The organism is Pseudomonas sp. S07E 245, from assembly GCF_019599025.1.
GTDB lineage: Bacteria > Pseudomonadota > Gammaproteobacteria > Pseudomonadales > Pseudomonadaceae > Aquipseudomonas > Aquipseudomonas shirazensis.
Genome location: NZ_CP080625.1, coordinates 4,289,339 through 4,316,024, shown reverse-complemented (window position 1 = coordinate 4,316,024; position 26,686 = coordinate 4,289,339). Strand labels below are relative to the sequence as shown.

Annotated in this window: 25 protein-coding genes; 2 read left to right on the top strand and 23 right to left on the bottom strand. The window is 59.5% G+C overall.

What is annotated here, in order from left to right; all coding sequences use genetic code 11:
- Positions 1-76 precede the first annotated feature (76 nt).
- Positions 77-1,516, top strand: a complete 1,440-nt coding sequence (gene cls, locus K3F44_RS19865) for a cardiolipin synthase (protein WP_150570332.1) — start codon at positions 77-79, stop codon at positions 1,514-1,516.
- 6 nt (positions 1,517-1,522) lie between these two features.
- Here cls and cfaB read toward each other — a convergent pair whose 3' ends face one another.
- From cfaB to pobA, 3 genes are all read right to left on the bottom strand, one after another.
- Entirely contained in the window at positions 1,523-2,707 is a 1,185-nt protein-coding gene (gene cfaB, locus K3F44_RS19860; RefSeq protein ID WP_220632836.1) for a C17 cyclopropane fatty acid synthase CfaB, read from the bottom strand.
- A 50-nt stretch (positions 2,708-2,757) separates the two neighbouring features.
- Positions 2,758-3,519, bottom strand: a complete 762-nt coding sequence (locus K3F44_RS19855) for a transporter substrate-binding domain-containing protein (RefSeq protein ID WP_220632835.1) — start codon at positions 3,517-3,519, stop codon at positions 2,758-2,760.
- A gap of 61 nt (positions 3,520-3,580) precedes the next feature.
- Positions 3,581-4,765, bottom strand: a complete 1,185-nt coding sequence (pobA, locus tag K3F44_RS19850) for a 4-hydroxybenzoate 3-monooxygenase (RefSeq protein ID WP_220632834.1) — start codon at positions 4,763-4,765, stop codon at positions 3,581-3,583.
- Between the two features lie 131 nt (positions 4,766-4,896).
- On the opposite strand from pobA, the gene K3F44_RS19845 reads away from it, so the two are divergent.
- Positions 4,897-5,766, top strand: coding sequence for a helix-turn-helix domain-containing protein (locus K3F44_RS19845; RefSeq protein ID WP_150570328.1), 870 nt, complete (start codon positions 4,897-4,899; stop codon positions 5,764-5,766).
- A 5-nt stretch (positions 5,767-5,771) separates the two neighbouring features.
- Here the strand turns inward: K3F44_RS19845 and K3F44_RS19840 are convergent, their stop codons facing one another.
- From K3F44_RS19840 to yidC, 20 genes are all read right to left on the bottom strand, one after another.
- On the bottom strand, positions 5,772-6,248 hold the full coding sequence (locus K3F44_RS19840; protein ID WP_220632833.1) for a nuclear transport factor 2 family protein: 477 nt from the start codon (positions 6,246-6,248) through the stop codon (positions 5,772-5,774).
- A 60-nt stretch (positions 6,249-6,308) separates the two neighbouring features.
- Positions 6,309-6,878 carry a TetR/AcrR family transcriptional regulator gene (locus K3F44_RS19835; protein ID WP_220634208.1) on the bottom strand — a complete coding sequence of 190 codons (570 nt, stop codon included), beginning with the start codon at positions 6,876-6,878 and terminating at the stop codon, positions 6,309-6,311.
- A gap of 356 nt (positions 6,879-7,234) precedes the next feature.
- Positions 7,235-9,070: a glutamine--fructose-6-phosphate transaminase (isomerizing) gene (gene glmS, locus K3F44_RS19830; protein WP_181088479.1), complete on the bottom strand. Its 1,836-nt coding sequence runs from the start codon at positions 9,068-9,070 to the stop codon at positions 7,235-7,237.
- A gap of 1 nt (position 9,071) precedes the next feature.
- Positions 9,072-9,848, bottom strand: coding sequence for a DeoR/GlpR family DNA-binding transcription regulator (locus K3F44_RS19825; RefSeq protein WP_101322801.1), 777 nt, complete (start codon positions 9,846-9,848; stop codon positions 9,072-9,074).
- A gap of 173 nt (positions 9,849-10,021) precedes the next feature.
- Positions 10,022-11,389, bottom strand: a complete 1,368-nt coding sequence (gene glmU, locus K3F44_RS19820) for a bifunctional UDP-N-acetylglucosamine diphosphorylase/glucosamine-1-phosphate N-acetyltransferase GlmU (RefSeq protein ID WP_150570287.1) — start codon at positions 11,387-11,389, stop codon at positions 10,022-10,024.
- Positions 11,390-11,509: 120 nt separating this feature from the next.
- Positions 11,510-11,929, bottom strand: coding sequence for a F0F1 ATP synthase subunit epsilon (locus K3F44_RS19815; RefSeq protein ID WP_101322799.1), 420 nt, complete (start codon positions 11,927-11,929; stop codon positions 11,510-11,512).
- 44 nt (positions 11,930-11,973) lie between these two features.
- Positions 11,974-13,350 (bottom strand): F0F1 ATP synthase subunit beta, encoded by a 1,377-nt coding sequence (gene atpD / locus K3F44_RS19810; RefSeq protein ID WP_101322798.1) that lies wholly within the window; start codon positions 13,348-13,350, stop codon positions 11,974-11,976.
- A gap of 27 nt (positions 13,351-13,377) precedes the next feature.
- Positions 13,378-14,238 (bottom strand): F0F1 ATP synthase subunit gamma, encoded by an 861-nt coding sequence (atpG, locus tag K3F44_RS19805; RefSeq protein ID WP_101322797.1) that lies wholly within the window; start codon positions 14,236-14,238, stop codon positions 13,378-13,380.
- A 48-nt stretch (positions 14,239-14,286) separates the two neighbouring features.
- Positions 14,287-15,831, bottom strand: a complete 1,545-nt coding sequence (gene atpA, locus K3F44_RS19800; protein WP_101322796.1) for a F0F1 ATP synthase subunit alpha — start codon at positions 15,829-15,831, stop codon at positions 14,287-14,289.
- A gap of 21 nt (positions 15,832-15,852) precedes the next feature.
- Positions 15,853-16,389, bottom strand: coding sequence for a F0F1 ATP synthase subunit delta (locus K3F44_RS19795; RefSeq protein ID WP_101322795.1), 537 nt, complete (start codon positions 16,387-16,389; stop codon positions 15,853-15,855).
- Positions 16,390-16,401: 12 nt separating this feature from the next.
- Entirely contained in the window at positions 16,402-16,872 is a 471-nt protein-coding gene (locus K3F44_RS19790; protein WP_101322794.1) for a F0F1 ATP synthase subunit B, read from the bottom strand.
- Between the two features lie 58 nt (positions 16,873-16,930).
- Entirely contained in the window at positions 16,931-17,188 is a 258-nt protein-coding gene (gene atpE / locus K3F44_RS19785; RefSeq protein WP_002555987.1) for a F0F1 ATP synthase subunit C, read from the bottom strand.
- 144 nt (positions 17,189-17,332) lie between these two features.
- Positions 17,333-18,202, bottom strand: coding sequence for a F0F1 ATP synthase subunit A (gene atpB, locus K3F44_RS19780; protein ID WP_101322793.1), 870 nt, complete (start codon positions 18,200-18,202; stop codon positions 17,333-17,335).
- A gap of 31 nt (positions 18,203-18,233) precedes the next feature.
- The gene (locus K3F44_RS19775) at positions 18,234-18,626 is read right to left on the bottom strand and encodes a F0F1 ATP synthase subunit I (protein WP_220632832.1); all 393 of its coding nucleotides are present in this window, start codon (positions 18,624-18,626) and stop codon (positions 18,234-18,236) included.
- 149 nt (positions 18,627-18,775) lie between these two features.
- Entirely contained in the window at positions 18,776-19,648 is an 873-nt protein-coding gene (locus K3F44_RS19770; protein WP_101322791.1) for a ParB/RepB/Spo0J family partition protein, read from the bottom strand.
- A 9-nt stretch (positions 19,649-19,657) separates the two neighbouring features.
- The gene (locus K3F44_RS19765) at positions 19,658-20,449 is read right to left on the bottom strand and encodes a ParA family protein (protein WP_101322790.1); all 792 of its coding nucleotides are present in this window, start codon (positions 20,447-20,449) and stop codon (positions 19,658-19,660) included.
- 18 nt (positions 20,450-20,467) lie between these two features.
- Positions 20,468-21,118 (bottom strand): 16S rRNA (guanine(527)-N(7))-methyltransferase RsmG, encoded by a 651-nt coding sequence (gene rsmG / locus K3F44_RS19760; RefSeq protein ID WP_150572356.1) that lies wholly within the window; start codon positions 21,116-21,118, stop codon positions 20,468-20,470.
- The gene (mnmG, locus tag K3F44_RS19755; RefSeq protein WP_101322788.1) at positions 21,115-23,007 is read right to left on the bottom strand and encodes a tRNA uridine-5-carboxymethylaminomethyl(34) synthesis enzyme MnmG; all 1,893 of its coding nucleotides are present in this window, start codon (positions 23,005-23,007) and stop codon (positions 21,115-21,117) included. The genes rsmG and mnmG overlap by 4 nt, the downstream gene beginning before the upstream one ends.
- 532 nt (positions 23,008-23,539) lie before the next feature.
- Positions 23,540-24,910, bottom strand: coding sequence for a tRNA uridine-5-carboxymethylaminomethyl(34) synthesis GTPase MnmE (gene mnmE, locus K3F44_RS19750; protein WP_101322787.1), 1,371 nt, complete (start codon positions 24,908-24,910; stop codon positions 23,540-23,542).
- A 90-nt stretch (positions 24,911-25,000) separates the two neighbouring features.
- Positions 25,001-26,686: a membrane protein insertase YidC gene (gene yidC / locus K3F44_RS19745; RefSeq protein WP_101322786.1), complete on the bottom strand. Its 1,686-nt coding sequence runs from the start codon at positions 26,684-26,686 to the stop codon at positions 25,001-25,003.

The window sequence follows — 26,686 nt, the reverse complement described above, 5'->3', positions numbered from 1 at the left end:
AAATTTGTCAGTCGGTTGCACGCTACACTAGACCCGTGGTCTGTTATCAGTAGTGTTCTCAGCAAGCAGGATGCACATGGATTACCACAGCCCCTATTTCTTCGGTTACGTGATTGGCTTCACTCATTTATTGGGGATGGTAGCTGCTCTGCATGCCGTGCTCACCGTGCGCACTGCCCAGGGCGCAATTGCTTGGGCGATGCCATTGCTGTTCATCCCATATCTGGCATTGATCCCTTATCTAGTCTTCGGCGCCCGCTCGTTCAACGCCTATATCAAGGCGCGCCGTCAGGCCAACCAGGAAATGCATGTGGCGATGGCCAACCTGAACTGGCGGCCATGGGTTGAAGAAGCATTGGCGGCGCGCGAGTCGGACAGTTACAAGGCCCTGCGCGCCATGCCCAAGCTGGGTCGCATGCCGTGCCTGGCGAACAACCAGGTCAAGCTGCTGATCAATGGCCGGGCTACCTTTGACGCGATCTTTGCTGCGATCGACAAAGCGCGGCAAGCGGTGCTGGTCCAGTTTTTCATCATCCACGACGACATCATCGGCCGCGAGCTACAGCAGTTGCTATTGCGCAAGGCTGGCGAGGGTGTGCAGGTTTTCGTCCTCTACGACCGCATCGGCAGCCACGCGCTGCCTGCCAGCTACGTGAAGGCGCTGCGCGATGGCGGTGTGCAAGTAAAGGCTTTCGCCACCCGTGGCGGCTGGTTCAACCGCTTTCAGGTCAACTTCCGCAACCACCGCAAGATCGTCGTGGCCGATGGTGAAGTCGGCTTTATCGGTGGGCATAACGTCGGCGATGAATACCTGGGCGGCAACCCGCAGCTGTCCCCTTGGCGCGATACTCATGTACAGATCAACGGCCCGGCCGTGGCCTGCCTGCAGGAGTCATTTGCCGAGGACTGGTACTGGGCAACGCGCGAGCTGTCGCCGCTGATTCTGCAGGACAACTACCCGGACAACGGCGTGCTCTGCCAGCTGCTGGCGAGCGGCCCGGCTGATCCCCAGGAAACCTGCTCGCTGTTCTTCGTCGAGGCTATCCATTCGGCGGTGCACCGGGTGTGGATAACCACGCCCTACTTCATCCCCGACGAAGCCGTGTTTGCCGCATTGCGCCTGGCTGTTATGCGCGGCGTGGACGTGCGCGTGCTGATTCCGGCGCGACCGGACCACCGCGTGGTCTACGCTGCTTCCAGCCTGTTTGCCTTCGAAGCGGTGCGCGCCGGCGTACGCATGTTCCGCTACCAGCCAGGCTTCCTGCATCAGAAGGTGGTGCTGGTTGACGATGAGGTCAGCGCCATTGGCAGCGCCAACCTGGACAACCGCTCGTTCAGGCTGAATTTCGAAATCACCCTGCTGACCGTTGACCGGGCGTTTGCCGATCAGGTCGAGGCGATGTTGCAGGAGGACTTCTCCCACGCCAAGGAAATCACTGCCGAGGACAGCCGCGATACCCATCGCCTGCAACAGCTTGGGATGCGTATCGCTCGGCTGATATCACCGGTGCTCTGAGGGCGCTCAGCGATACAGATCTTCGCGCGTCCATGGCAGATCGTGGTGGCCATCGGCATAGGGTTTGACCGCGAGGATCTGGTGCAGGTTGATCCAGCCCTTGCTGAAGGCATAGGCACACCCCGCCAGATACAGCCGCCAGATACGCAGAGTCTTGGCCGGCACTATCGCCGCTGCCCGGTGCAGCTGGTGCTCGAGGTTTTCACTCCACTGATGCAGGGTCCTCGCGTAATGCAAGCGCAGGCTCTCGACATCCACCACCTCGAGCCCGGCGGTGCAGATGCTGCTACTGATCATCGACAGGTGCGGCAGCTCGCCATTGGGGAACACGTAACGGTCGATGAACGCGCCCGCCCCTCTGCCCACCGGTCGGCCATCCACATGCCGCGCCGTGATGCCATGATTCATCACCACCCCACCCTCACGCACGGCGCCGAACAACGTCTGGCAATACAGGTCGAGGTTGGCATGGCCGACATGCTCGAACATACCGACACTGACCACCTTGTCGAAGCGTCCGTCCTGCGGCAGATCGCGATAGTCGAGGATCTGCAGATCGACCCGCTTGGTCAGCCCCTCCTCCTTGACCCGCTGGCGCGCCAGCCTGAGCTGCTCCTTGCTCAAGGTGATACCGAACACCTCGGCGCCATACTCACGCGCAGCGAAACGCGCCAGCCCGCCCCAGCCACAGCCGACGTCCAACAGGTAGTCGTCCTGCTGCAGGCGTAGCTTGCGACACAGGTGGTCGAACTTGTCTTGCTGGGCCTGATCGAGGGTGTTGTCCGGCTCCTTGAAGTAGGCGCACGAGTAGGCCATGTCCTGGTCCAGCCACAGCTGGTAGAACTCATTGGACACATCGTAGTGGTAGGAGATGGCCTGCGCATCGGTGTGCTTGTCGTGCGCGGAGCGTACCGGTGCGGTCTCCTGCTGCCCCACCAGCAAGGCATCGCTGAGCTCATCGCAGACCCGGATCGCCTCGCCGATGTCGCCTTCCAACTCCAGCTTGCCTTCAACGAACGCAGTGCCCAGCTCACCCATGCTGGGGTGGCTGAGCTGGCTGATCAGTTGCGGTTCCTTGATCAGGATGGTGACCTGAGGGCTAGGCCCCAGATCGAACTGATTGCCATCCCAAAGCTTGAGACGCAAGGGTAAATGCAGCTGCTGCAGTGCGGGTGGAAGTTGCGCTTGCATGAAGAGTCCCCCGTATGAAGTTCGGACGTCTTCGCAACAGGGTAGTACAGCTACTCAGCCAGGGAGCTGACGCTGGTCGGCCAGGGCCAGCGAGGCGCGCTGACGTCGGCCTGACCGCTCGCCAACAACGCCCCACGAACAAAGCCTTGCGCCAGGCGTCGCTCGATGAACCCGCGAACGTATGCAGCGCCGGCATCCCTGCCGCGTGGCACTGCCATGGCCTGGCGAATAGCGGTAAACGCGCCGTCCATTACCCGGTACTCAGGGTTACCCAAGGCAAACTGCTCCAGCGGCTGACGCACCCCTGCCGCGGCATCCAGCCCATTGGCGATGAACAGATCCACGGCGGCAGGGGACGTGTCTGCACGCTCCAACTGCGCATGCTGCAGGGTACGGGACAGATACAGATCATAGGCCGCGCCCTTGCTCACAGCGATACGGGTTTGAGCCTGATCGAGCTCGTCCACGTGCTGCCAGGCTGAATCACGCTTGACCAGATAAGTGCCTTCGATGAGCACATAGGGCTCGGTGAAATCGATCTGAGCGGCCCGCACCGGCTCGATCGCCAGGAACGCGACACGCCACAGGTCTTGGTCCAACGCCGCAAACACCTTGCCGGCGGCGTCAAAGCCGGTTATCTGCAATTCGACACCGAGTTCAGCGGCCAGCGCTTTGGCCAAGGCAACGGACACGCCCAAGGGTGTGCCATCAGCGCCCTGCTGGGCGAGGACCGGATTGCCGTAGTTGATCGCAACTCGCAGCGCTCCTTCGGGAGCAAGATCGGCTAATACTTCTGGGGTCATCCCGTGCATGTCAGTGTTCCGCTGCAATGGCTGGCTGGATTGCCGAGGGTATAGGAGTGGCGCCCATCATTCACCCCACCGCCTCGTACGGCAAGCCAACATAGTTCTCCGCAATCGTTTTACGCCCGGCTTCCGAGCTCACGAAGTATTCCAGTTCGGTCTGCTGCATGCGTTGGCTGAAGGCGTCGGTGCCCGGGAATTGATGCAACACCGAGGTCATCCACCAAGAGAAGCGTTCGGCCTTCCAGACTCGGCGCAGGCAGATCTGCGAGTAACGCTCGAGCAGGTCCTGGCGGCCTTCGTGGTAGTACTTGAGCAGGATTCGGTAAAGGGTGCTGACGTCGCTGGCGGCCAGGTTCAAGCCCTTGGCGCCGGTAGGCGGGACGATGTGGGCTGCATCCCCGACCAGGAACAGGTGGCCATACTGCATTGGCTCGACCACGAAGCTGCGCAGCGGCGCGATGCTTTTCTCGATGGAGGGGCCGGTAATCAGCTTGGCGGCAACGGCTTCGGGCAGACGGCTCTTGAGTTCGTCCCAGAAGCGCTGATCCGACCAGTCCTCGACCTTTTCATCGCTGGCGACCTGCACGTAGTAACGAGTGCGCGTAGGCGAGCGCATGCTGCACAGGGCAAAGCCGCGCTCGTGGCTGGCGTAGATCAGTTCTTCGTTGACCGGCGGCGTATCGGCCAGTACACCCAGCCAACCGAACGGATACACCCGCTCAAATTCCTTGAGCACGCCGTCCGGGATCGATTTGCGGGAAACGCCGTGATAGCCATCGCAGCCGGCGATCAGGTCGCAGTCGATGCGCACCTGGTTACCGTCCTGGATGAACGTGACGTAAGGCTTGTTGCCCTTCAACTCGTGCAGTTGCACATCGCTGGCGTCGTAGTAGGTAGGCGCACCACTTTGCCGGCGAGCCTGCATGAGGTCACGGGTAACCTCGGTCTGGCCGTAGATCATCACGGTCTTGCCGCCAGTCAGTTCGCGCAGGTTGATGTGCTCGACACGACCGTTGAAGGCCAGCTCGAAACCATCGTGCACCAGCCCTTCCTGATCCATCCGTGCACCAACACCCGCCTCGCGCAGCAGATCAACCATACCTTGCTCAAGCACGCCGGCGCGGATCCGGCCGAGGACATAGTCAGGGCTCTGGCGCTCAATGATCACGTTGTCGATACCGGCGTTTTGCAGCAGTTGGCCGAGCAGCAGTCCAGACGGACCCGCCCCGATAATGGCAATTTGAGTCTTCATTGTTCTTATCCTCATGAGCCGGGGCTCAGGGTTACGATTAGTCGTTCTGTATTTTTCGCAGATAGAGGTTCCATAAGAAGGCACTTTCTGCTTTATTTTTAGGACTTTTCGAGGATCTGCGGATATCGGCAATGGCGAATGTGAATGGCATCCCGGTGTTCAAGCTCTACGGCGAGACGTCCTGGCCGACGCCAGATCTGATCCACTGCGAGTCGATTCCTGAGCGCAGTCGTCTGCATGACTGGGAAATCAAGACCCACCGCCACGGCGATCTGGCGCAATTGCTCTACGTGCAGGCCGGGCAGGCACGAGTCGTGGTCGAAGATGTCGAACAGCAAGTAAGCGGTGGTGCCTTACAGATCGTTCCGGTGATGAGCATTCACGGGTTTCGTTTTTCCGAGGACATCCAAGGCTATGTGATCAGCTTGGCCAAGCCGGTACTCGACCGCTTTGCGCCGCTGCTCGAAGGCAAGCCAATGGCTGAGGCACACTGCTACCTGGCTGGCGAAGACCGAGCCTACCTGGAGCAGTTGTTCGCCCAGTTGACCGAGGAATACGTATTGCGCCGACCGGAGCGCGACTTGATGTTGCAGTCGCTGCTGTGTGCCCTGCTGGTATGGATCTCACGGCGTGCTCGCGAGCGTGCTCAGCACATCGCGAAACCCCGTGAGCGCGGGATGCAGCACCTTGATCATCTGGCGCAGCTGATAGAAAAGCACTTCCGGGAACACCAGCAGATTGATGACTACGCCCGGCAGATCGGCGTCAGCACTGCCCACCTCAATGCGCTGTGTCGGCAACTTGCCGGCCAGTCTGCGCTGCAACTGGTCAACCAGCGGGTGATCCTCGAGGCCAAGCGCAACCTGGTCTACACCTCAATGACCATCGGCCAGGTGGCCGACAGTCTGGGCTTTGCCGAACAGGCTTACTTTTCGCGCTTCTTCAAGCGGGCTACCGGGCTGACGCCGAAGGAATTCCGGCTGCAACGCCGGGAGGTTTAGATGCTTTACAGGCCAAGCTCGGTCAGACCTGGGTGATCATCCGGGCGGCGGCCCAGTGGCCAGTGGAACTTGCGCTCGCTTTCCTTGATAGGCATGTCGTTAATGCAGGCGAAGCGACGATGCATCAGGCCATCTGATTCGAACTCCCAGTTCTCGTTACCGTAGGAGCGGAACCAGTTACCTGAGTCATCATGCCACTCATACGCGTAGCGAACGGCGATGCGATTATCGGTAAAGGCCCAGAGCTCTTTGATCAGGCGATAATCGAGTTCTTTTTTCCACTTGCGGGTGAGAAAGCCTTTGGCTTCTTCGCGATTGGCGGCAAATTCAACACGGTTACGCCATTTGGTATCCAGCGTGTAGGCGAGCGAGACTTTCTCGGCATCCCGGCTGTTCCAACCGTCTTCAGCCAGTCGAACTTTTTCAATCGCTGTTTCGCGCGTGAAAGGAGGAAGTGGCGGGCGAGTTTGGGCATTGGACATGGTCGTGACTCCAGTCGAGCAGGATAGATAAGTTTGAGTCGTTTCTCTGCAGCTCAAGCGTTAGGGCGTGAACTGTTTCAGCAACATCCGCGCAACGTCCTTTGCATCATCAGCAGCGTGATAATCACCCATAACTCGCGCCATGGTGATTGCGCCTTCCATCAACACCAGTAACTGCCTGGCTAACACCAACGGTTGCTCGGTGTTCAATTGCTCGGTCAGTTCAAGCGTGTAGTCCAGGAGCTTTTGCTTGTGCAGCTTTGCGATCTGGCGGATGGGATCATCGGGATTCCCAACCTCGCCTGCTGTATTGATGAAGGCACAGCCACAAAAACCCTCGGATTCGAACCAGCCCTTCAAAACAGAGAACATAGTAAGCACACGGTCATACGGCGTAGACGCTTTGTCGCACTCTGTTCTAAACCATTGCATCCATCGCACATCGCGCGCACTCAGCGCCGCAGCGGCCACCTCATCCTTGGTAGCGAAATGGTTGTAGATGCCCTTGCGGGACACGCCAGAGGTCTTCACCAGTAGATCCATGCCTGTTGCATGAATACCGTTCTGGTAAATGAGTTTTTCGGCGGTTGCGAGGATCTGGTCTCGATGATCTATCGTTGGTCTGATCATGGATTCAATGTAGAACGATCGTTCTCCACGGTCAAGCAGCAACTGCTGAATTCTCGAATGGATGAGTGAGGGCTGGGGAAAGGCAAGCAGCCGACATGTCACAGTTGGGGGCTGAGGATGGCGGTGAGATCGGTGTCGGCGGCAACATGCCCGCAGTTGTAGCGATGAAGGCAAGGGCTCAGGCTGCGAGCCAATCGCAACCGGAGCAGCCTTGTCGCCCCGGGTGTGTTCCCACTAACTATCCGCTGGCGGCGTACAGATCTACTCTGGATCGCGGGCGAGTGGTGTATCCGGGAGGGCGTTTATCTCGCGTCAGCCATATTGCATGGCCAACCAACCGCCCTCCCAGCTTCACATCACTCCACCGTAACCGACTTAGCCAAGTTCCGCGGCTGGTCGACATCAGTCCCCTTCAACACCGCCACGTAGTACGACAGCAACTGCAGCGGGATGGTGTAGAGGATCGGCGCCAGCGCGTCGGCGATGTGCGGCACGTTGATCACGTGGATGCCTTCTGCATTGCTCATGCCGGCGTGCTCATCGGCAAACACCACCAGCTCACCACCGCGGGCGCGGACTTCCTGCAGGTTGGACTTGAGCTTCTCCAGCAGTTCGTTGTTCGGCGCGACGGTGACTACCGGCATGTCGGCGTCTACCAGCGCCAGCGGGCCGTGCTTGAGCTCGCCAGCTGGGTAGGCTTCAGCGTGGATGTAGGAGATTTCCTTGAGCTTGAGCGCACCTTCCATGGCTACCGGGTACTGCGCGCCGCGGCCGAGGAACAGGGTGTGGTGCTTGTCGGCGAACAGCTCGGCGATCTTCTCGACCACGCCGTCCATCGCCAGCGCTTCGCCCAGGCGAGTCGGCAGGCGGCGCAGCTCCTCGACCAGCTCTGCTTCTACACCGGCTTCGAGGGTGCCACGTACGCGGCCGAGGGCCAGGGTGAGCAGCATCAGCGAGACCAGCTGAGTGGTGAAGGCCTTGGTCGAGGCAACGCCGATTTCCGGGCCAGCCAGGGTCAGCAAGGTCAGGTCGGACTCGCGCACCAGCGAGCTGATGCCGACGTTGCAGATGGCCAGGCTGCCAAGGAAGCCGAGCTCCTTGGCGTTGCGCAGGGCGGCCAAGGTGTCGGCAGTTTCGCCCGACTGGGAAATCGACACGAACAGGGTGTCTGGCTGCACCACGACCTTGCGGTAGCGGAACTCGCTGGCGACTTCGACCTGGCAAGGGATGCCGGCCAGGCTTTCCAGCCAGTAACGGGCGACCATACCGGCGTGGTAGCTGGTGCCGCAGGCAACGATCTGAACATTGCGTACTTTGGCGAACAGCTCGGCGGCTTGTGGGCCGAAGGCTTGCACCAGCACATGGTCACCGCCCAGGCGGCCTTCCAGAGTGCGCTGCACCACCGCTGGCTGCTCGTGGATTTCCTTGAGCATGAAGTGGCGATAAGTGCCTTTGTCGGCTGCTTCAGCACCTTCGTGGTACTGCACGGTTTCGCGTTGCACCTGTGCGCCGGCCTGGTCCCAGATGGTGATCTGGTCGCGGCGGATTTCGGCGATGTCGCCCTCCTCCAGGTACATGAAGCGGTCGGTGACCTGGCGCAGGGCCAACTGGTCGGAGGCGAGGAAGTTTTCGCCGTGGCCGAGGCCGATCACCAGCGGGCTGCCGCTGCGTGCGGCGACCAGGCGGTCCGGCTGCTTGATGCTGATCAGCGCCAGGCCGTAGGCACCATGCAGGCGCTTGACCGCCGCCTTGAGGGCATCGGCCAGGTCTGGTGTGCTTTTCAGGGTGTGATGAATCAGGTGGACGATGACTTCGGTGTCGGTCTGCGAGGCAAATACGTAACCCAGGCTTTTGAGCTCTTCGCGCAGCTCTTCGTGGTTTTCGATGATGCCGTTGTGCACCACCGCCAGTTCATCGCTGGAGAAATGCGGGTGGGCATTCTGCTCGGTCGGCGCGCCGTGGGTGGCCCAGCGGGTGTGGGCAATGCCCAGCTTGCCGGCAAGGGGCTCGGCGGCGACGGCGGCATCCAGCTCGCTGACCTTGCCGATGCGGCGGCGGCGTTGCAGCGCGCCGTTCTCGGTCAGCACAGCCAGGCCAGCGCTGTCGTAGCCACGGTACTCGAGGCGCTTGAGGCCTTCGATCAGGATGGTCGTGATATTACGTTCAGCAACGGCACCAACGATTCCACACATATTATTGCTCCTGGCTGATCGCGGCGCAGATCAGGTTAATGCCGCGGGCTTTGAATGCTTCGCGCGCCGCCATGGGCAGGCGCTCGTCTGTAATAAGGGTACTGATGCTGCTCCACGGCAGCTCCAGGTTAGGGATCTTGCGTCCGACCTTGTCCGACTCGACCATCACGATCACTTCGCGGGCAACTTCGGCCATCACGCGGCTCAAACCGAGCAGCTCGTTGAAGGTGGTGGTGCCACGCTGCAGGTCGATGCCATCGGCGCCGATGAACAACTGGTCGAAATCGTACGAGCGCAGTACCTGCTCGGCGACCTGGCCCTGGAACGACTCCGAATGCGGGTCCCAGGTGCCTCCGGTCATCAACAGCACCGGCTCGTGTTCAAGGTCACTGATGGCGCGGGCTACGTTGAGCGAGTTGGTCATCACCACCAGGCCGGGCTGGCGGCCCAGCTCAGGGATCATGGCGGCGGTGGTACTGCCGCTGTCGATGATGATCCGGGCGTGCTCGCGGATCCGCTCCACGGCGGCGCGAGCGATGGCCTGCTTGTACAGGGATACGGGTTGCACAGCTTCGGCCAGCAGCTCCTGCGGTACCGGTACCGCGCCGCCATAGCGACGCAGCAGCAGGCCATTGCTTTCGAGCGCAGCCAGATCCTTGCGGATGGTCACCTCGGAGGTTTCGAAACGCTTGGCCAGGTTATCCACACTCACCTCGCCTTGCTCGCTGAGCAGGGCAAGGATGTTATGACGGCGCTGGGGGGTGTTTCGTTTCGACATGACAGGTTAAGTTTCGATTCGAAAGATAAGTAGGCCAATCAAAACCTAACTCGGTGTCTTCGTCAAGCGTTCTTGCGCCTGTGGATAACTTTCGAAACGGATTGTCACCTGTTGAAATCAGAAAGCCGACTTACTCACATAAGTCGGCTTTGTGATTAACGGCTGTGGGTAAATCAGTTCTTGGTGATTTTCACAGGGCGCTTCCAGCCGTCGATATTGCGCTGACGGCTACGCGCGACTGCCAGCTGACCGGCCTCGACGTTTTGATTGATGGTCGAACCGGCCGCGGTAGTGGCGCCGTCCAGGATATCCACAGGCGCGACCAGCGAGTTGTTCGAGCCGATAAAGACGTCCGCGCCCAGCACTGTCTTGAATTTGTTGGCGCCATCGTAGTTGCAGGTGATGGTGCCGGCGCCAATATTGGTGCGTGCACCGACCTCAGCATCGCCCAGGTAGGTCAGGTGACCGACTTTGGCACCCTCGCCCAGATGAGCGTTCTTCAGCTCAACAAAGTTACCCACATGCGCTTTGGCATCCAGCACGCTGCCCGGGCGCAGGCGCGCAAACGGGCCAGCATCGCTGCCCTCGCCCAGCACCGCACCTTCGATATGGCTGTTGGCCTTGACCACAGCACCCTTGCGCAAGGTGCTGTTCTTGATCACACAGTTGGGGCCGATCTGCACGTCATCCTCGATCACCACCTTGCCTTCGAGAATCACGTTGACGTCGATCAGCACATCACGGCCAACCGTCACCTCGCCGCGCACATCGAAGCGGGCCGGATCACGCAGGGTCACGCCCAGCGCCATCAGGCGGCGACCTTCGCGCAGTTGGTAATGACGCTCGAGCTCGGACAGCTGGCGGCGGTCGTTGGCGCCCTGCACTTCCATGGCATCGTGCGGCTGCTCGGTAGCGACCACCAGGCCGTCTGCCACAGCCATGGCAATGACGTCGGTGAGGTAGTACTCGCCCTGGGCATTGTTGTTGGACAAACGGCTCATCCAGTCACCCAGGCGCGCAGCCGGCATGGCCAGGATTCCGGTGTTGCCCTCGGTGATCGCCTTCTGTGCCTCGCTGGCATCCTTGTGCTCGACGATCGCGGCAACCTGGCCCTGAGCATCGCGGACGATGCGGCCATAGCCGGTCGGGTCTTCCAGGTTGACGGTGAGCAGGCCCAATTGCTGTGGGCTGACCTGGGCCAGCAGGCGCTGCAGGGTTTCCACTTCAATCAGCGGCACATCGCCGTACAGCACCAGCACGGTGTCAGCGGTCAGCGCCGGGATGGCTTGAGCGACGGCATGGCCGGTGCCCAGTTGCTTGTCTTGCAGGACGAAGTTGAGGTCGTCTGCTGCCAGGCGTTCACGGACCAGCTCGGCACCGTGGCCGATCACCACATGAATGCCTTGCGGCTTGAGCTGGCGCGCGCTGTGGATAACATGGCCAAGCATGGAATTGCCAGCAACCGGGTGCAGCACTTTAGGCAGTGCCGAACGCATGCGGGTGCCTTGGCCTGCGGCGAGAATAACGATATCGAGTGACATTGACTGGCTACCAATCCGGGGCGGTCAGCGCTGTGACCGAAGAGAAATTTCGGAAAAAGAAAAAGGGTAGCCGAGGCTACCCTTTTACTCAATCGCAACGGAAGCGTCGGCCTGGGCCGATTACTTCCCTTTGCGCATCTGCTGGACGGTACGCAGCTGAGCTGCGGCCTCGGCCAGACGCGCGGCAGCAGCGCCGTAGTCGAAATCAGCGCTTTTGCTGTTCAGGGCGTTCTCGGCAGCCTTGAGGGCTGCTTGGGCCTGAGCTTCGTCCAGGTCGCCAGCACGTTGCACGGTATCGGCAAGCACCTTGACCATGTTCGGCTGGACCTCGAGGAAACCACCAGAGATGTAGAACACCTCTTGGGTGCCACCCTGCTTGGTCAGCGTGATCGGGCCTGGCTTGAGATTGGTGATCAGCGGCGCGTGGCCCGGAGCGATACCAAGATCACCCAGGTTACCGTGCGCAACTACCATCTCGACCAGACCGGAGAAAATCTCTCCTTCTGCGCTGACGATATCGCAATGGACTGTCATAGCCATCTGCTTGCCTCAACCTGATTGGCGCCCCTTGCGGGGCACCGGGATTACAGTTTCTTGGCTTTCTCAACAGCTTCTTCGATGCTGCCGACCATGTAGAACGCTTGTTCTGGCAGGTGGTCGTAGTCACCTTTGAGGATGCCGCTGAAGCCTGCGATGGTGTCTTTCAGGGAAACGTATTTGCCTGGAGAACCGGTGAAGACTTCGGCCACGAAGAACGGCTGGGACAAGAAGCGCTGAATCTTACGAGCGCGGGATACCAGCTGCTTGTCTGTTTCGGACAGTTCGTCCATACCCAGAATCGCAATGATGTCCTTCAGCTCTTTGTAGCGCTGCAGCACGTACTGAACGCCGCGAGCGGTATCGTAGTGCTCGTTGCCGATCACGTTCGGATCCAGCTGGCGCGAAGTCGAGTCGAGTGGATCGACCGCTGGGTAGATACCCAGGGAGGCGATGTCACGGGACAGAACGACGGTGGCGTCCAAGTGGGCGAAGGTGGTCGCTGGCGACGGGTCGGTCAAGTCGTCCGCAGGCACGTATACGGCCTGGATCGAGGTGATCGAACCTTCCTTGGTCGAAGTGATGCGCTCTTGCAGTACGCCCATCTCTTCAGCCAGGGTCGGCTGGTAACCTACTGCCGAAGGCATACGGCCCAGCAGTGCGGATACTTCAGTACCGGCCAAGGTGTAACGATAGATGTTGTCGACGAACAGCAGAACGTCGTTACCTTCGTCACGGAACTTCTCGGCCATGGTCAGGCCGGTCAGCGCTACGCGCAGACGGTTGCCTGGTGGCTCGTTCATCTGACCGTAGACCAAGGCTACTTTGTCGAGAACGTTGGAGTCCTTCATCTCGTGGTAGAAGTCGTTACCCTCACGAGTACGCTCACCCACACCGGCGAACACGGAATAACCGCTGTGCTCGATGGCGATGTTACGGATCAGTTCCATCATGTTTACGGTCTTGCCGACACCGGCACCACCGAACAGACCAACCTTACCACCCTTGGCGAACGGGCAAACCAGGTCGATAACCTTGATGCCGGTTTCGAGCAGGTCGTTGCCGCCTGCCTGGTCAGCGAAGGAAGGTGCGTCGCGGTGAATACCCCAACGCTCTTCTTCGCCGATCGGGCCAGCTTCGTCGATCGGGTTGCCGAGCACGTCCATGATCCGGCCCAGGGTCGCTTTACCGACCGGGACAGAGATGGCAGCGCCGCTGTCGACTACAGCCAGACCGCGCTTCAAGCCTTCGGTCGAGCCCATCGCAATAGTACGAACCACGCCGTCGCCCAGCTGCTGCTGAACTTCCAGGGTGGTTTCCGCGCCTTGAACTTTCAGCGCGTTGTAAACACTCGGTACGCCGTCACGTGGGAATTCCACGTCGATGACGGCGCCGATGATCTGAACGATACGTCCGCTACTCATAGCTGGATCCTCTGAATTTTTGAACCGTTAAACCGCGGCAGCGCCGCCGACGATTTCCGAGATCTCCTGGGTGATCGCAGCCTGACGCGCCTTGTTGTAGATCAGCTGGAGGTCGCTGATCAGGTCACCGGCGTTGTCTGTGGCGTTTTTCATGGCGATCATCCGGGCAGCCTGTTCGGCCGCGTTGTTCTCGACCACCGCCTGGTAGACCTGCGACTCCACGTAACGCACCATCAAGCCGTCCAGCAGCTCTTTGGCATCGGGTTCGTAGAGGTAGTCCCAGTGGTGCTTGAGTTCTTGATCCGGGGTTGCCACCAACGGTACCAACTGCTCGACCGTCGGACTTTGCGTCATGGTATTGATGAACTTGTTCGATACCACCGAAAGGCGGTCGATACGGCCATCCAGGTAGGCGTCCAGCATGACCTTGACGGAACCGATCAGATCATTGATCGACGGTTCTTCGCCCAGATGGCTGATTGCAGCTACCACGTTGCCGCCAAAGATGCGGAAGAAAGTCGCACCCTTGCTACCGATCACGCACAGGTCGATTTCAACACCCTGCTCGCGATTGGCGTTCATGTCCTTGACCAGGGCCTTGAACAGGTTGGTATTCAAGCCACCGCACAGACCACGGTCACTGCTCACCACGATATAACCGACGCGCTTTACGGCACGTTCGATCATGAACGGGTGGCGGTATTCCGGGTTGGCGTTGGCCAGATGACCGATCACCTGGCGGATACGCTCCGCATAGGGACGGCTAGCAGCCATGCGCATTTGAGCCCTGCGCATTTTGCTGACCGCCACTTTTTCCATGGCGCTGGTAATCTTTTGCGTGCTTTTGATGCTCGCAATCTTACTGCGAATCTCTTTTGCGCCTGCCATGTATCACCTATCAGGTTAGCAAGCGGGGGCCGAAGCCCCCGCCGCGGCTTACCAGGTTTGGGTGGCCTTGAACTTCTCGATACCGGCTTTGATGCCCGAATCGATTTCGTCGTTGAAGTCACCCTTCACGTTGATCTTGGCCATCAAATCGGCGTGATCACGGTTGAAGTAGGCGATCAGCGCTTGTTCGAAGCTGCCAACCTTGGCGATTTCAACGTCGGTCAGGAACCCACGCTCAGCGGCATACAGCGACAGCGCCATGTCCGCGATGGACATTGGAGCGTATTGCTTCTGCTTCATCAGCTCGGTTACACGTTGACCGTGCTCGAGCTGCTTGCGGGTGGCTTCGTCCAGGTCAGATGCGAACTGGGCGAATGCCGCCAGTTCACGGTACTGAGCCAGGGCGGTACGGATGCCACCGGAGAGCTTCTTGATGATCTTGGTCTGAGCGGCACCACCTACGCGGGATACCGAAACACCGGCGTTCACTGCAGGGCGGATGCCCGAGTTGAACATGGCCGATTCCAGGAAGATCTGACCGTCGGTGATCGAGATCACGTTGGTCGGAACGAACGCGGAAACGTCGCCAGCCTGGGTTTCGATGATCGGCAGCGCGGTCAGGGAGCCGGTTTTGCCGGTCACTGCGCCGTTGGTGAACTTCTCTACGTACTCTTCGGAAACGCGCGATGCACGCTCCAGCAGACGGGAGTGGAGATAGAACACGTCGCCTGGGTATGCTTCGCGACCTGGTGGACGGCGCAGCAACAGGGAGATCTGACGGTAGGCAACAGCCTGCTTGGACAGGTCATCGTAGACGATCAGTGCGTCTTCGCCGCGGTCACGGAAGAACTCGCCCATGGTGCAGCCGGCATAAGGTGCCAGGAACTGCAGTGCGGCGGATTCCGAAGCACTGGCAACCACCACGATGGTGTTGGCCAGGGCGCCGTTTTCTTCCAGCTTGCGAACGATGTTGGCAACGGTCGAACGCTTCTGGCCGACAGCAACATAAACACAGAAAATACCGGAGTCTTTCTGGTTGATGATGGCGTCGATGGCCATTGCGGTTTTACCGATCTGACGGTCACCGATGATCAGCTCACGCTGGCCACGGCCGACAGGGATCATGGCGTCGACGGATTTGTAGCCAGTCTGTACAGGCTGGTCTACCGACTTACGCCAGATTACGCCTGGAGCAACTTTCTCGACCGCATCGGTCTCGGTGTTGCCCAGCGGGCCCTTGCCATCAATTGGGTTGCCCAGTGCGTCGACAACGCGACCCAGCAGTTCCTTACCAACTGGAACTTCGAGGATGCGGCCGGTGCACTTGGCGCTCATGCCTTCGGCGAGGGTGTCATAGGCACCCAGGACCACTGCACCTACGGAGTCTTGCTCCAGGTTCAGGGCCATGCCGTACACGCCACCCGGAAACTCGATCATTTCGCCGTACATAACGTCGGCCAGACCGTGAATCCGCACGATACCGTCAGAAACGCTGACGACGGTACCTTCGTTGCGGGCTTGAGAGGCTACATCGAGGTTATCGATGCGGCCCTTGATGATTTCACTTATTTCGGAAGGATTGAGTTGCTGCATTGCTCTGCTGCCCCTTCAAACTCAAGATTTCAATGCTTCGGCCAGTTTCGCGATTTTGCCGCGAACAGAGCCATCGATTACCAGGTCGCCGGCGCGGATGAGGACGCCGCCGATCAGGCTGGCATCCTCTGACGCGTGCAGGCGAACTTCCTGGCCGAGCCGTGCACTGAGAACCTTGGCGAGTTTGTCTTGCTGTTCTTGGTTCAACGCAAAAGCACTGGTGACTTCCACGTCCACGGATTTTTCCAGTTCGGCCTTGTACAGCTCGAACAGGTCGGCAATTTCCGGCAGGAGCAGGAGACGGCCATTTTCCGCGGCAACATGAATGAAATTCTGTGCCTGTGCATCAAACTTGTCACCGCACACGTCAATGAACGTGGCGGCCTTTTGTGCGCTCGTCAGTCGCGGGGCCTTGAGCAGGCGCTGCATGGTGTCGTCTTGCGACACAGCAGCAGCCAGGCCGAGCATGGCTGACCAATTGGCCAGTTGCTGATGGGCCTGGGCATGCTCAAAGGCAGCCTTAGCGTAAGGTCGGGCCAACGTGGTCAGTTCTGCCATGATCGCCCTCGCTTAAATTTCAGCGGCCAGTTTGTTAACCAGCTCCGCATGCGCGTTTTGATCGATTGTGGCCCCAAGGATCTTCTCAGCACCGCCAACAGCCAGGGCACCCACTTGGGCACGCAGGGCGTCTTTGACGCTGTTCAGTTCCTGTTCGATCTCGGCCTGAGCCTGAGCCTTCACACGGTCAGCTTCGACGCGGGCCTGGTCACGGGCTTCCTCGACAAGCTGAGCAGCGCGTTTCTTGGCCTGCTCAATGATTTCAGCTGCCTGTGCTTTAGCTTCACGCAGTTGCTGACCCGCTTTCTCTTGGGCCAGCTCCAGGTCGCGAGCTGCGCGGTTGGCAGCGTCCAAACCATCGGCAATCTTCTTTTGACGTTCTTGCAGAGCAGCGATGACCGGAGGCCAAACGTACTTCATGCAGAAAACAACAAAAATCAAGAAGGCAACGGATTGGCCAATCAGGGTTGCATTAATGTTCACGCCAACACCTCGCTCGGTCTTTGTTCATCACCAGCCATCAACTCGTAGGACGAGATGATTAGCCAGCGAGTTGACCAACGAACGGGTTTGCGAAGGTGAAGAACAGAGCAATACCAACACCGATCATGGTTACGGCGTCGAGCAGACCGGCAACGATGAACATTTTGACCTGCAGCATTGGAACCATCTCAGGCTGACGAGCAGCACCTTCGAGGAACTTGCCGCCCAGCAGGCCGAAACCAATGGCGGTGCCCAGTGCGCCCAGACCGATCAGCAGAGCAACAGCAATAGCGGTAAGACCAACTACAGTTTCCATCTTTCCTCCCGACTTTTACGTCGTATTGGTTAGGTTTTTTAGTTTGAAGCGGTAAAACGAATCGTTTGGTACAGCTGCCCTTGCGGACTTTTTCAGCCCTCCCCCCAGCCAGGCGGGGAAGGCTATCAGACACGCCAGGCGGTCTTAATGGTTATCTTCGTGCGCCATCGACAGGTAGACGATGGTCAGCATCATGAAGATGAATGCTTGCAGTGTGATGATCAGGATGTGGAACACAGCCCACGCCCATTGCAGCACCACGCCCAGGCCGCTGAGCCAGAGCAGGCCGCTGCCGAACATCACCGCGATCAGGATGAACACCAGCTCGCCGGCATACATGTTGCCGAACAGTCGCAGGGCCAGCGAGATCGGCTTGGCGATCAGGGTAACGAATTCCAGCAGGAAGTTGACCGGGATCAGCAGCGCCTGAACGAAGACGTTCTTGCTGCCGAACGGATGCAGGGTCAGTTCGCCGATGAAGCCGCCGATGCCCTTGACCTTGATGCTGTAGAAGATGATCAGCGCGAACACGCTCAGGGCCATGCCCAGAGTAGCGTTAGGGTCGGTAGTCGACACAGCGCGGAACGGGATGTGCGGGTCGCCCGAGATCAGGATCGCCAGTTGCGGGATCCAGTCAACCGGTACCAGGTCGATGGCGTTCATCAGGAACACCCAGACGAAGATAGTCAGCGCCAGCGGTGCAATCACCGGGCTACGACCGTGGAACGAGTCCTTCACGCTGCCGTGAACGAAATCGACCATCACTTCGACGAAGTTCTGCAGACCGCCAGGCTGGCCGGAAGTGGCCTTCTTGGCTGCCATGCGGAAGATGAACAGGAAGATCAGACCCAGTGCAACCGACCAGCCCAGGGTGTCCAGGTGGAATGCCCAGAAACCCATAGCCTTGGCTTCAGCAGCCGAATGGGCCAAGCCCCAGCTGCCGTCTGGTAGTTGACCGTAGGTCAGGTTCTGCAAGTGGTGCTGGATATAGCCCGAAGCGGTTTCTGCTGCCATGGTTGCCTCAAACGCCCTTAGGTCTCGAAAGTCATTTATTCATTAGCAGGGGCGCGAACCAGCTGACCAGTTGGGTCAGCATGAAGACGCCGAAGACTGCTAACGGCGCCAATGGCTTCACTCCTGCGAAGGTCAGTGCAAACAGCACTGCCGTCAAAATCAATTTGCCTGCCTCGCCTGCGTAGAACGACTTGACGATGGCCTGCGCTGCCCGGGCTCCGCTAAAGCGAAAAGCCTTCCAGGCAAAATACACATTGGGCAACCAGGCAATCAGTCCTCCACAGAGGCCTGAATATCCACTGACTGCACCCTTCCACTGCCACAACACCAAAGTTGCCAGCAGGACAACGACACATTGCGTCAGCAGCACCGGAAAAACCGCCCAGCGATGGAAAGGCAAGCGGTTTGGCGTGCGGGTTTCCATCACCACTACTCCTCGAATGTCGACCCTCAAGTCAGCATCGACTTGGCATAATTTGTGCCGACAAAATGCGCGCAGAGTATAGGGGTGGTTTAACCCCTATTCAACTCTTGGGTAGTGATTTCCGACTACGCGCTACAACAGGAATTGTTTCAGCGGATGTGAGCAAGCACACCCTGCAACTCATCTAGCGAGTTATAACGGATTACCAGCTGGCCTTTGCCCTTGTTGCCATGGCGAATCTGCACTGCGGAGCCCAGCCGCTCTGCCAGACGCTGTTCAAGGCGAGCGATGTCCGGATCAGGTTTGTTCGGTTCTACCGGATCAGGTTTACCGCTCAACCACTGGCGTACCAGTGCCTCGGTTTGGCGCACTGTAAGGCCACGTGCGACAACATGACGCGCCCCCTCTTCCTGCCGATTCTCTTCAAGACCGAGCAAAGCACGCGCATGGCCCATCTCCAGATCACCATGAGCGAGCATGGTCTTGATCGCCTCCGGCAACGAGATCAGGCGCAACAGGTTGGCCACGGTCACCCGCGACTTGCCGACCGCATCGGCAACCTGCTGCTGAGTCAGTTCAAACTCTTGCTGCAGCCGTTGCAGGGCGATCGCCTCTTCCAGCGGGTTGAGGTCTTCACGCTGGATGTTCTCGATCAGTGCCATGGCAATGGCGGTTTCATCGGGCACATCGCGGACCATCGCCGGGATGGTGTCGAGGCCAGCCAGCTGAGTCGCCCGCCAGCGGCGTTCACCGGCGATGATCTCGAAGCGGTCATCAGCGATCGGACGGACCACGATCGGCTGCATCACGCCCTGGATACGGATCGAGGCGGCCAGCTCTTCCAGCGCCTCCGGGTCCATGTCACGGCGTGGCTGGTACTTGCCACGCTGGATCAGCTCGACCGGCAGGTGTTGCAGTTCTTTCTGGTCGATCTTGACAGCCTGCTCCTCGAGCGAGCTGACGGAAGGACCACTGAGCAGTGCATCCAACCCACGTCCGAGACCTCGTTTCTTAACGGCCATGCGGATTCCTTAAGTTGTTTGTGCAGTGCGTGATGGCCGACGTTGGCGGCGGACCAGCTCGCCGGCCAGGGCCAGATAAGCCTGCGCGCCACGCGATTGCTTGTCGTAGGCCAGCGCCGGCATGCCGAAGCTTGGCGCTTCGGCCAGGCGGATGTTGCGCGGGATCACGGTGTCGTAGAGCTGGTCGCCGAAGTGCTGCTTGAGCTGCGCCGAGACGTCATTGTTCAGGCTCAGGCGCGGATCGAACATCGTCCGTAGCAGACCCTCGATCCTCAGCTGCGGGTTCAGCTTGGCGGCGATCCGCTTGATGTTATCCACAAGGTCGCTGAGACCTTCCAATGCGTAGTACTCGCACTGCATCGGAATGATCACGCCATCGGAGGCTACCAGCGCATTGAGCGTCAGCATCGACAACGACGGCGGGCAGTCGATCAGGATGAAATCGTAGTTGTCGCGGATCGGCGCCAGCGCATTGAGCAGGCGGCTCTCCTTGACCTGCATTTCCAGCAGGACGACTTCCGCGGCGGTCAGGTCGCGGTTGGCCGGCAGCAGCTGATAGCCACCGTGCTCGGAGTAGTGCATCGCCTGGGCCAGGTCGCATTCGCCAATCAGCAGGTCATAGACCGAATGCTCGAGCTCATGCTTGTCGACCCCGCTGCCCATGGTCGCGTTGCCCTGCGGATCGAGGTCGATCAGCAGCACACGACGCTTGGTCGCAGCCAGCGATGCGGCGAGATTGATGCAGGTGGTGGTTTTACCCACACCACCCTTCTGGTTCGCAATTGCGAATACCTTAGCCATTGTTGCGTGTGTTCCCAGTCATGCCTTGCGGCGCAGTATCAGCAGATGACGCTGGCCCTGACAACCCGGAACGGTCAGGGCCTGCTCGCTTTCGACTGTGAAGTCTGCGGGCAATGCTACCAGTTCGTCGGCAGGATGCAGCCCTTTCATTGCAAGCCAGTGCGTCTGCGTGTCACCGAGGTGGCGCGTCCAGCCGGTGAAGTTCTCCATGCTGCTGAACGCTCGGGAGATGATCCCGGCAAACGGCTGCGCCGGTTGATACTCCTCGACCCGGCTGTGGATAACCTGCAGGTTGTCGAGCTTGAGCTCCAGCTTCACCTGGGTCAGGAAGCGGGTTTTCTTGCCGTTGCTGTCGAGCAGGGTCACTTGCTTGTGCGGGTGCAGAATCGCCAACGGGATACCGGGCATGCCACCACCGCTGCCAACATCGAGCCAGCTTTGCGCGTCGCTGTGGATAAACGGCATCACGCTGAGGCTGTCGAGCAAATGCCGCGAAACCATTTCATCAGGATCGCGCACTGCGGTGAGGTTGTAAGCCTTGTTCCATTTTATCAACAGGGCCAGATAACCCAGCAATTGCTGGTGCTGCTGCTCGCTCAGGGCGACGCCAAGCTGGCGCGCGCCTGTGGACAACTCTTCTGCGTGCTGCGGGGTGACCGAAGAACTCAAGCGCTTTGCTCCAATTCGCGGCCAGCGCCGCGTTTTTTCAGGTGGATCAACAACAGCGAAATCGCCGCCGGCGTGACGCCGGGGATACGCGAAGCCTGGCCGAGAGTCTCTGGACGGGTCTGGCCAAGCTTGCTCTGGATCTCTTTGGACAGCCCGGAAATCGTCGTGTAGTCGATATCCACAGGCAACTGGGTGTCTTCACTGGCGCGCAGGCGGGCGATTTCTTCCTGCTGGCGGTCAATGTAGCCGGCGTACTTGGTCTTTATTTCGACCTGCTCGGCAACCTGTGCATCGAGGATTTCGCCCCCGGTAGCCTCGATCAGGCCGACATAGTCGATCTCTGGGCGGGCCAGCAGGTTTAGCAGGCTGTACTCGTGACTCAGCGGCGTGCCGAACTTATCCACAATGGCTTGGCCTTGCGCAGTATTAGGGCGCACCCAGGTGGATTTCAGGCGCTGTTCTTCACGTTCGATGCCTTCGCGCTTGGTGCAGAACGCGGCCCAACGCTGATCGTCGATCAAGCCGAGCTCACGGCCCTTCTCGGTCAGGCGCAGGTCGGCGTTGTCTTCGCGCAGGATCAGGCGGTACTCGGCACGTGAAGTGAACATGCGGTACGGCTCCTGGGTGCCGAGGGTAATCAGGTCATCGACCAGCACCCCGAGGTAGGCCTCGTCGCGCCGCGGGCACCAGCTGTCACGGCCCTGCGCGCGCAGCGCAGCGTTGGTCCCGGCGAGCAAACCTTGTGCACCGGCCTCTTCGTAACCGGTGGTGCCGTTGATCTGACCGGCGAAGAACAAGCCGCCGATGACCTTGGTCTCGAGGCTGTACTTGAGATCACGCGGGTCGAAGTAGTCGTACTCGATGGCATAGCCGGGGCGCACGATGTGGGCGTTTTCCATACCACGGATCGAGCGCACCAGCTCCAGTTGCACGTCGAACGGCAACGAAGTGGAAATGCCGTTGGGGTACAGCTCGTGGGTAGTCAGGCCTTCCGGCTCGATGAATACCTGGTGGCTGTCCTTGTCGGCAAAGCGGTGGATCTTGTCTTCGATCGACGGGCAGTAACGCGGGCCGACGCCTTCGATCACGCCCGAATACATCGGCGAGCGATCCAGGTTTGAGGCAATGATCTCGTGGGTGCGGGCGTTGGTATGGGTAATCCAGCAGCTGACCTGACGCGGATGCATCTGCGCGTTGCCCATGAACGACATCACTGGAATCGGTGTATCACCCGGCTGCTCGGTCATTACCGAGAAATCCACCGAGCGGCCGTCGATGCGTGGCGGTGTACCGGTTTTCAGGCGACCGACACGCAGCGGCAGTTCACGCATGCGTTGGGCCAAGGCATTGGAAGGCGGGTCACCGGCGCGACCACCGCTGTAGTTCTGCATGCCGATGTGGATAAGCCCGCCGAGGAAGGTGCCACTGGTCAACACCACCGAATCCGCGAAAAAGCGCAGACCCATTTGTGTAACCACGCCCTTGACCTGGTCCTGCTCGACGATCAGGTCGTCACAGGACTGCTGGAAAATCCACAGGTTGGGCTGGTTCTCGAGAATCTCGCGTACCACAGCCTTGTAGATAGCGCGGTCGGCCTGGGCACGGGTTGCCCGTACGGCCGGACCTTTGCGGTTGTTCAGAACACGGAACTGGATACCGCTTTTGTCGGTGGCCAACGCCATGGCGCCGCCGAGCGCATCGATCTCTTTGACCAGATGGCTCTTGCCGATGCCACCGATGGCTGGGTTGCAGCTCATGTGACCGAGGGTTTCCACGTTGTGGGTCAGCAACAGGGTTTTTACACCCATGCGTGCAGACGCAAGCGCAGCCTCGGTACCGGCATGGCCGCCGCCGATGACGATCACTTCAAAACGGGAAGGGAAATCCACCACGCACCTCGTGCCTGTTTCGCGAATAGAAAAATTAAGCGGACAAGTATGCGACTTCCTGCCTTCTAAAGAAACCGTCTGCGCAAATTTTGACCAGCCTGTGGATGAACGGGATAACAGAAATTAAAAAGGAAAATATTTAAAAGCTTTGTTTTTATGTTTATTTCTATGCAGGCCATTATCTGTGGATAGAACGCTACAGGCCAGAATTCATGGTATGTACAGAGGAATTAAACCCTGTGTCCATGTGCCTATGAGGGCTCTGGATAAGCCCTTTGAGCCTGTGGATAGAATGCCATGTTACCCACAGGCGGATTTATCCTCAGAAAAAAAGCATGGTTATCAACTGAGCTAAGGGCGGCTTATCCACAGAGCTTAGACGCAGAGAACGAGCCTGTTGATCAAAATCAGCAGCCACGGATTAGGGATTTTTTACAAAGGAGGGAGTAAAACCGGACATTGCGTCCAGTGTGCTGCCGCTGTCATGGGCCGAAAGGCCTGCGCTCAGGCCCGTCGGCGACAGATTTGTGGATTATTTACCGATACAGAAGCTGGAGAAGATGCGCCCGAGCAGGTCGTCCGAGCTGAACGCACCGGTAATTTCGCCGAGTGCCTGCTGCGCCATGCGCAGATCCTCGGCCAGCAGCTCTCCCGCGCCCGCCAGCGTGAGCTGAGCACGACCGTGCTCCAGATGCGTACTTGCGATGTTCAGCGCCTCCAGGTGGCGCCGACGCGCGCTGAAGCTGCTTTCGGAGGTCTGTTGATAACCCATGCAGGCTTTCAGGTGCTCGCGCAGCAGCTCCAGACCGGTGTCATCGCCCTTGGCGCTAAGCGTGATGGTGACGTGGCCATCGGCGCATTGTTCAACTGCAACCGCTTCACCACTGAGGTCGGCCTTGTTGCGAATCAGGGTGACTTTACCCGGATCTGGCCGTTGGTCGAGAAATTCGGGCCACAAAGCGAATGGATCTGCCGCTTCCGGCGCGGTACTGTCGACGACGAGCAGCACACGGTCAGCTTCGCTGATTGCCTTCAACGCACGTTCCACCCCGATCTTTTCCACATGATCATCGGTATCGCGCAGGCCTGCGGTATCCACAACGTGCAACGGCATGCCATCGATGTGGATATGTTCACGCAGGATGTCCCGGGTGGTGCCGGCGATTTCAGTTACGATCGCCGCTTCGCGCCCGGCCAGCCGGTTGAGCAGGCTCGACTTGCCGGCATTGGGCCGGCCGGCGATCACCACGTTCATACCGTCACGCAGCAATGCGCCCTGGCCTGCTTCCTTCTGCACTGTGGATAACGCAGTGCGAACCTCATCGAGCATGCCCAGTACGTGGCCATCGGCGAGGAAATCGATCTCCTCTTCGGGAAAATCGATCGCCGCCTCGACGTAGATGCGCAAGGCAATCAATGCTTCGGTCAGGCTGTGCACACGTTTGGAAAACTCGCCCTGCAGTGACCGCAGTGCATTTCGCGCAGCCTGAGTCGAGCTGGCCTCGATCAGGTCGGCGATGGCTTCTGCCTGGGCCAGGTCGAGTTTGTCGTTGAGAAAAGCCCGCTCACTGAATTCACCCGGACGCGCCAGGCGGCTGCCCAACTGCAGGCAACGCTGCAAGAGCATGTCCAATACCACCGGGCCGCCGTGGCCCTGCAGCTCGAGCACGTCTTCGCCGGTGAACGAGTTCGGCCCGGGGAAGAACAACGCGATGCCCTCGTCGAGCACCAGGCCGTCCTGGTCGCGGAACGGGCCGTAGTGTGCATAACGTGGTTTCAGGCTGCGGCCGGTAATGGCCAGCCCGGCCTCGCTCGCCAATGGACCGGACAGCCGGACGATGCCGACCCCACCGCGGCCTTGGGCGGTGGCAATCGCGGCGATGGTTTCACGCACAGGGTTCATGCTCGCAAGCCTCTCCACAAATTCATTACACAGATAGCAAAAACGCCCCACGAGGGGGCGTTTTTATTCACAGGCTAGCGTAACAGCCTGTTAGGCGGCAGCACTTTTGGAGGCTGCTTCGATACGGCGAGTGATGTACCACTGCTGCGAAATCGACAGGCAGTTGTTCACAACCCAGTACAGCACCAGACCAGCTGGGAACCACAGGAAGAAGAAGGTGAAGATGATTGGCATCATTTTCATGACCTTCGCCTGCATCGGATCCGGCGGGGTTGGGTTCAGGCGCTGCTGGATGAACATGGTCGCGCCCATGATGATCGGCAGGATGAAGAACGGATCCTTGATCGACAGGTCGGTAATCCACAGCATCCATGGTGCCTGGCGCATCTCGACGCTTTCCAGCAGAACCCAGTACAGGGCCAGGAACACCGGCATCTGCACCAGGATCGGCAAGCAGCCACCGAGCGGGTTGATCTTCTCTTTCTTGTACAGCTCCATCATCGCCTGGGACATCTTCTGGCGATCGTCACCGAAGCGTTCCTTCAGCGCGGCCAGTTTCGGCGATACGGCACGCATGCGCGCCATCGAACGGTAGCTGGCAGCCGACAGCGGGAAGAACAGACCTTTGATCAGCATGGTCAGGACGATGATCGACCAGCCCCAGTTACCCAGCAGGCTGTGGATATGTTGCAGCAGCCAGAAGATCGGCTGGGCAATGAACCACAGGAAGCCGTAGTCGACGGTCAGTTCCAGGCCTGGGGACAACTCCTTGAGCTTGGACTGAATCTTCGGACCGGCGTACAGCATGGCGCTGGTTTCGACCTTGCCACCAGCAGGCACGCTGAGCGCCGGGCCGGTGTAGCCGATGATGTAGTTGCCTTGGCTGTCTTTCCGGGTCTGCAGGACGTTGTTGTCCGACTTGGCCGGAATCCAGGCAGTTACGAAGTAGTGCTGCAGCCAGGCAACCCAGCCACCGGATACGGTTTCTTTCAGGCTGCCCTTGTCGATGTCTTTCATCGACACTTTCTTGTACGGCTCGGACGGCGTCCACAGGGCAGCGCCCAGGTAGGTCGCGGTACCGGTCGCGGTGCTCGACGATGGATCGGAGCTGGCATCACGCTTGAGCTGAGCAAACATGTTGCCCGACCAGGCCTGGCCGCTCTGGTTGTCGATCAGGTAGCTGACGGTCAGATCGTACTCGCCGCGCTTGAAGCTGAAGCGCTTGATGTAGTTGACGCCGTTCTCGCTGAACTTCAGGTCGACGACCAGTTGTTCCTGGCCATCGGCCAGCTGGAAGCTCTTCTGCTCGGCGGCATATACAGGGCGACCGGTGGCGCGGGCGTCCGGGCCATTGGCACCGGTCAGGCCGCTTTGGGCCAGGTAGGTGCGCTCATTGCCGTTGTCGAACAGCTGGAACGGGATATCCGGATGATCCTGACGACGCGGGAATTGCGGCAGGTTCAGCTGGACGATGTCACCACCGACCGGGTCGATAGCCAGATCAAGGACGTCGGTCTTGACGCGGATCAGGTCCTTGCTGACGGCCACTGGAGCCAGTTCGGCCGGGCTGGCATCAGCATTGGCGCTCGGCACGTCGGCGCTGGCGCCGTCGTTGTTACCAGCCGGTACGGTGTCCGGCAGAGCCGGTGCAGCGTTGCTGGCAGCAGTGTGCTGAGTCGGCAGAGCAGCCTGACCGTAGTCCTGGTTCCATTTAAGGACCAGCACGTAGGCCACGATTGCCAGGGCGACGATCAGGATCGTGCGTTTAATATCCAT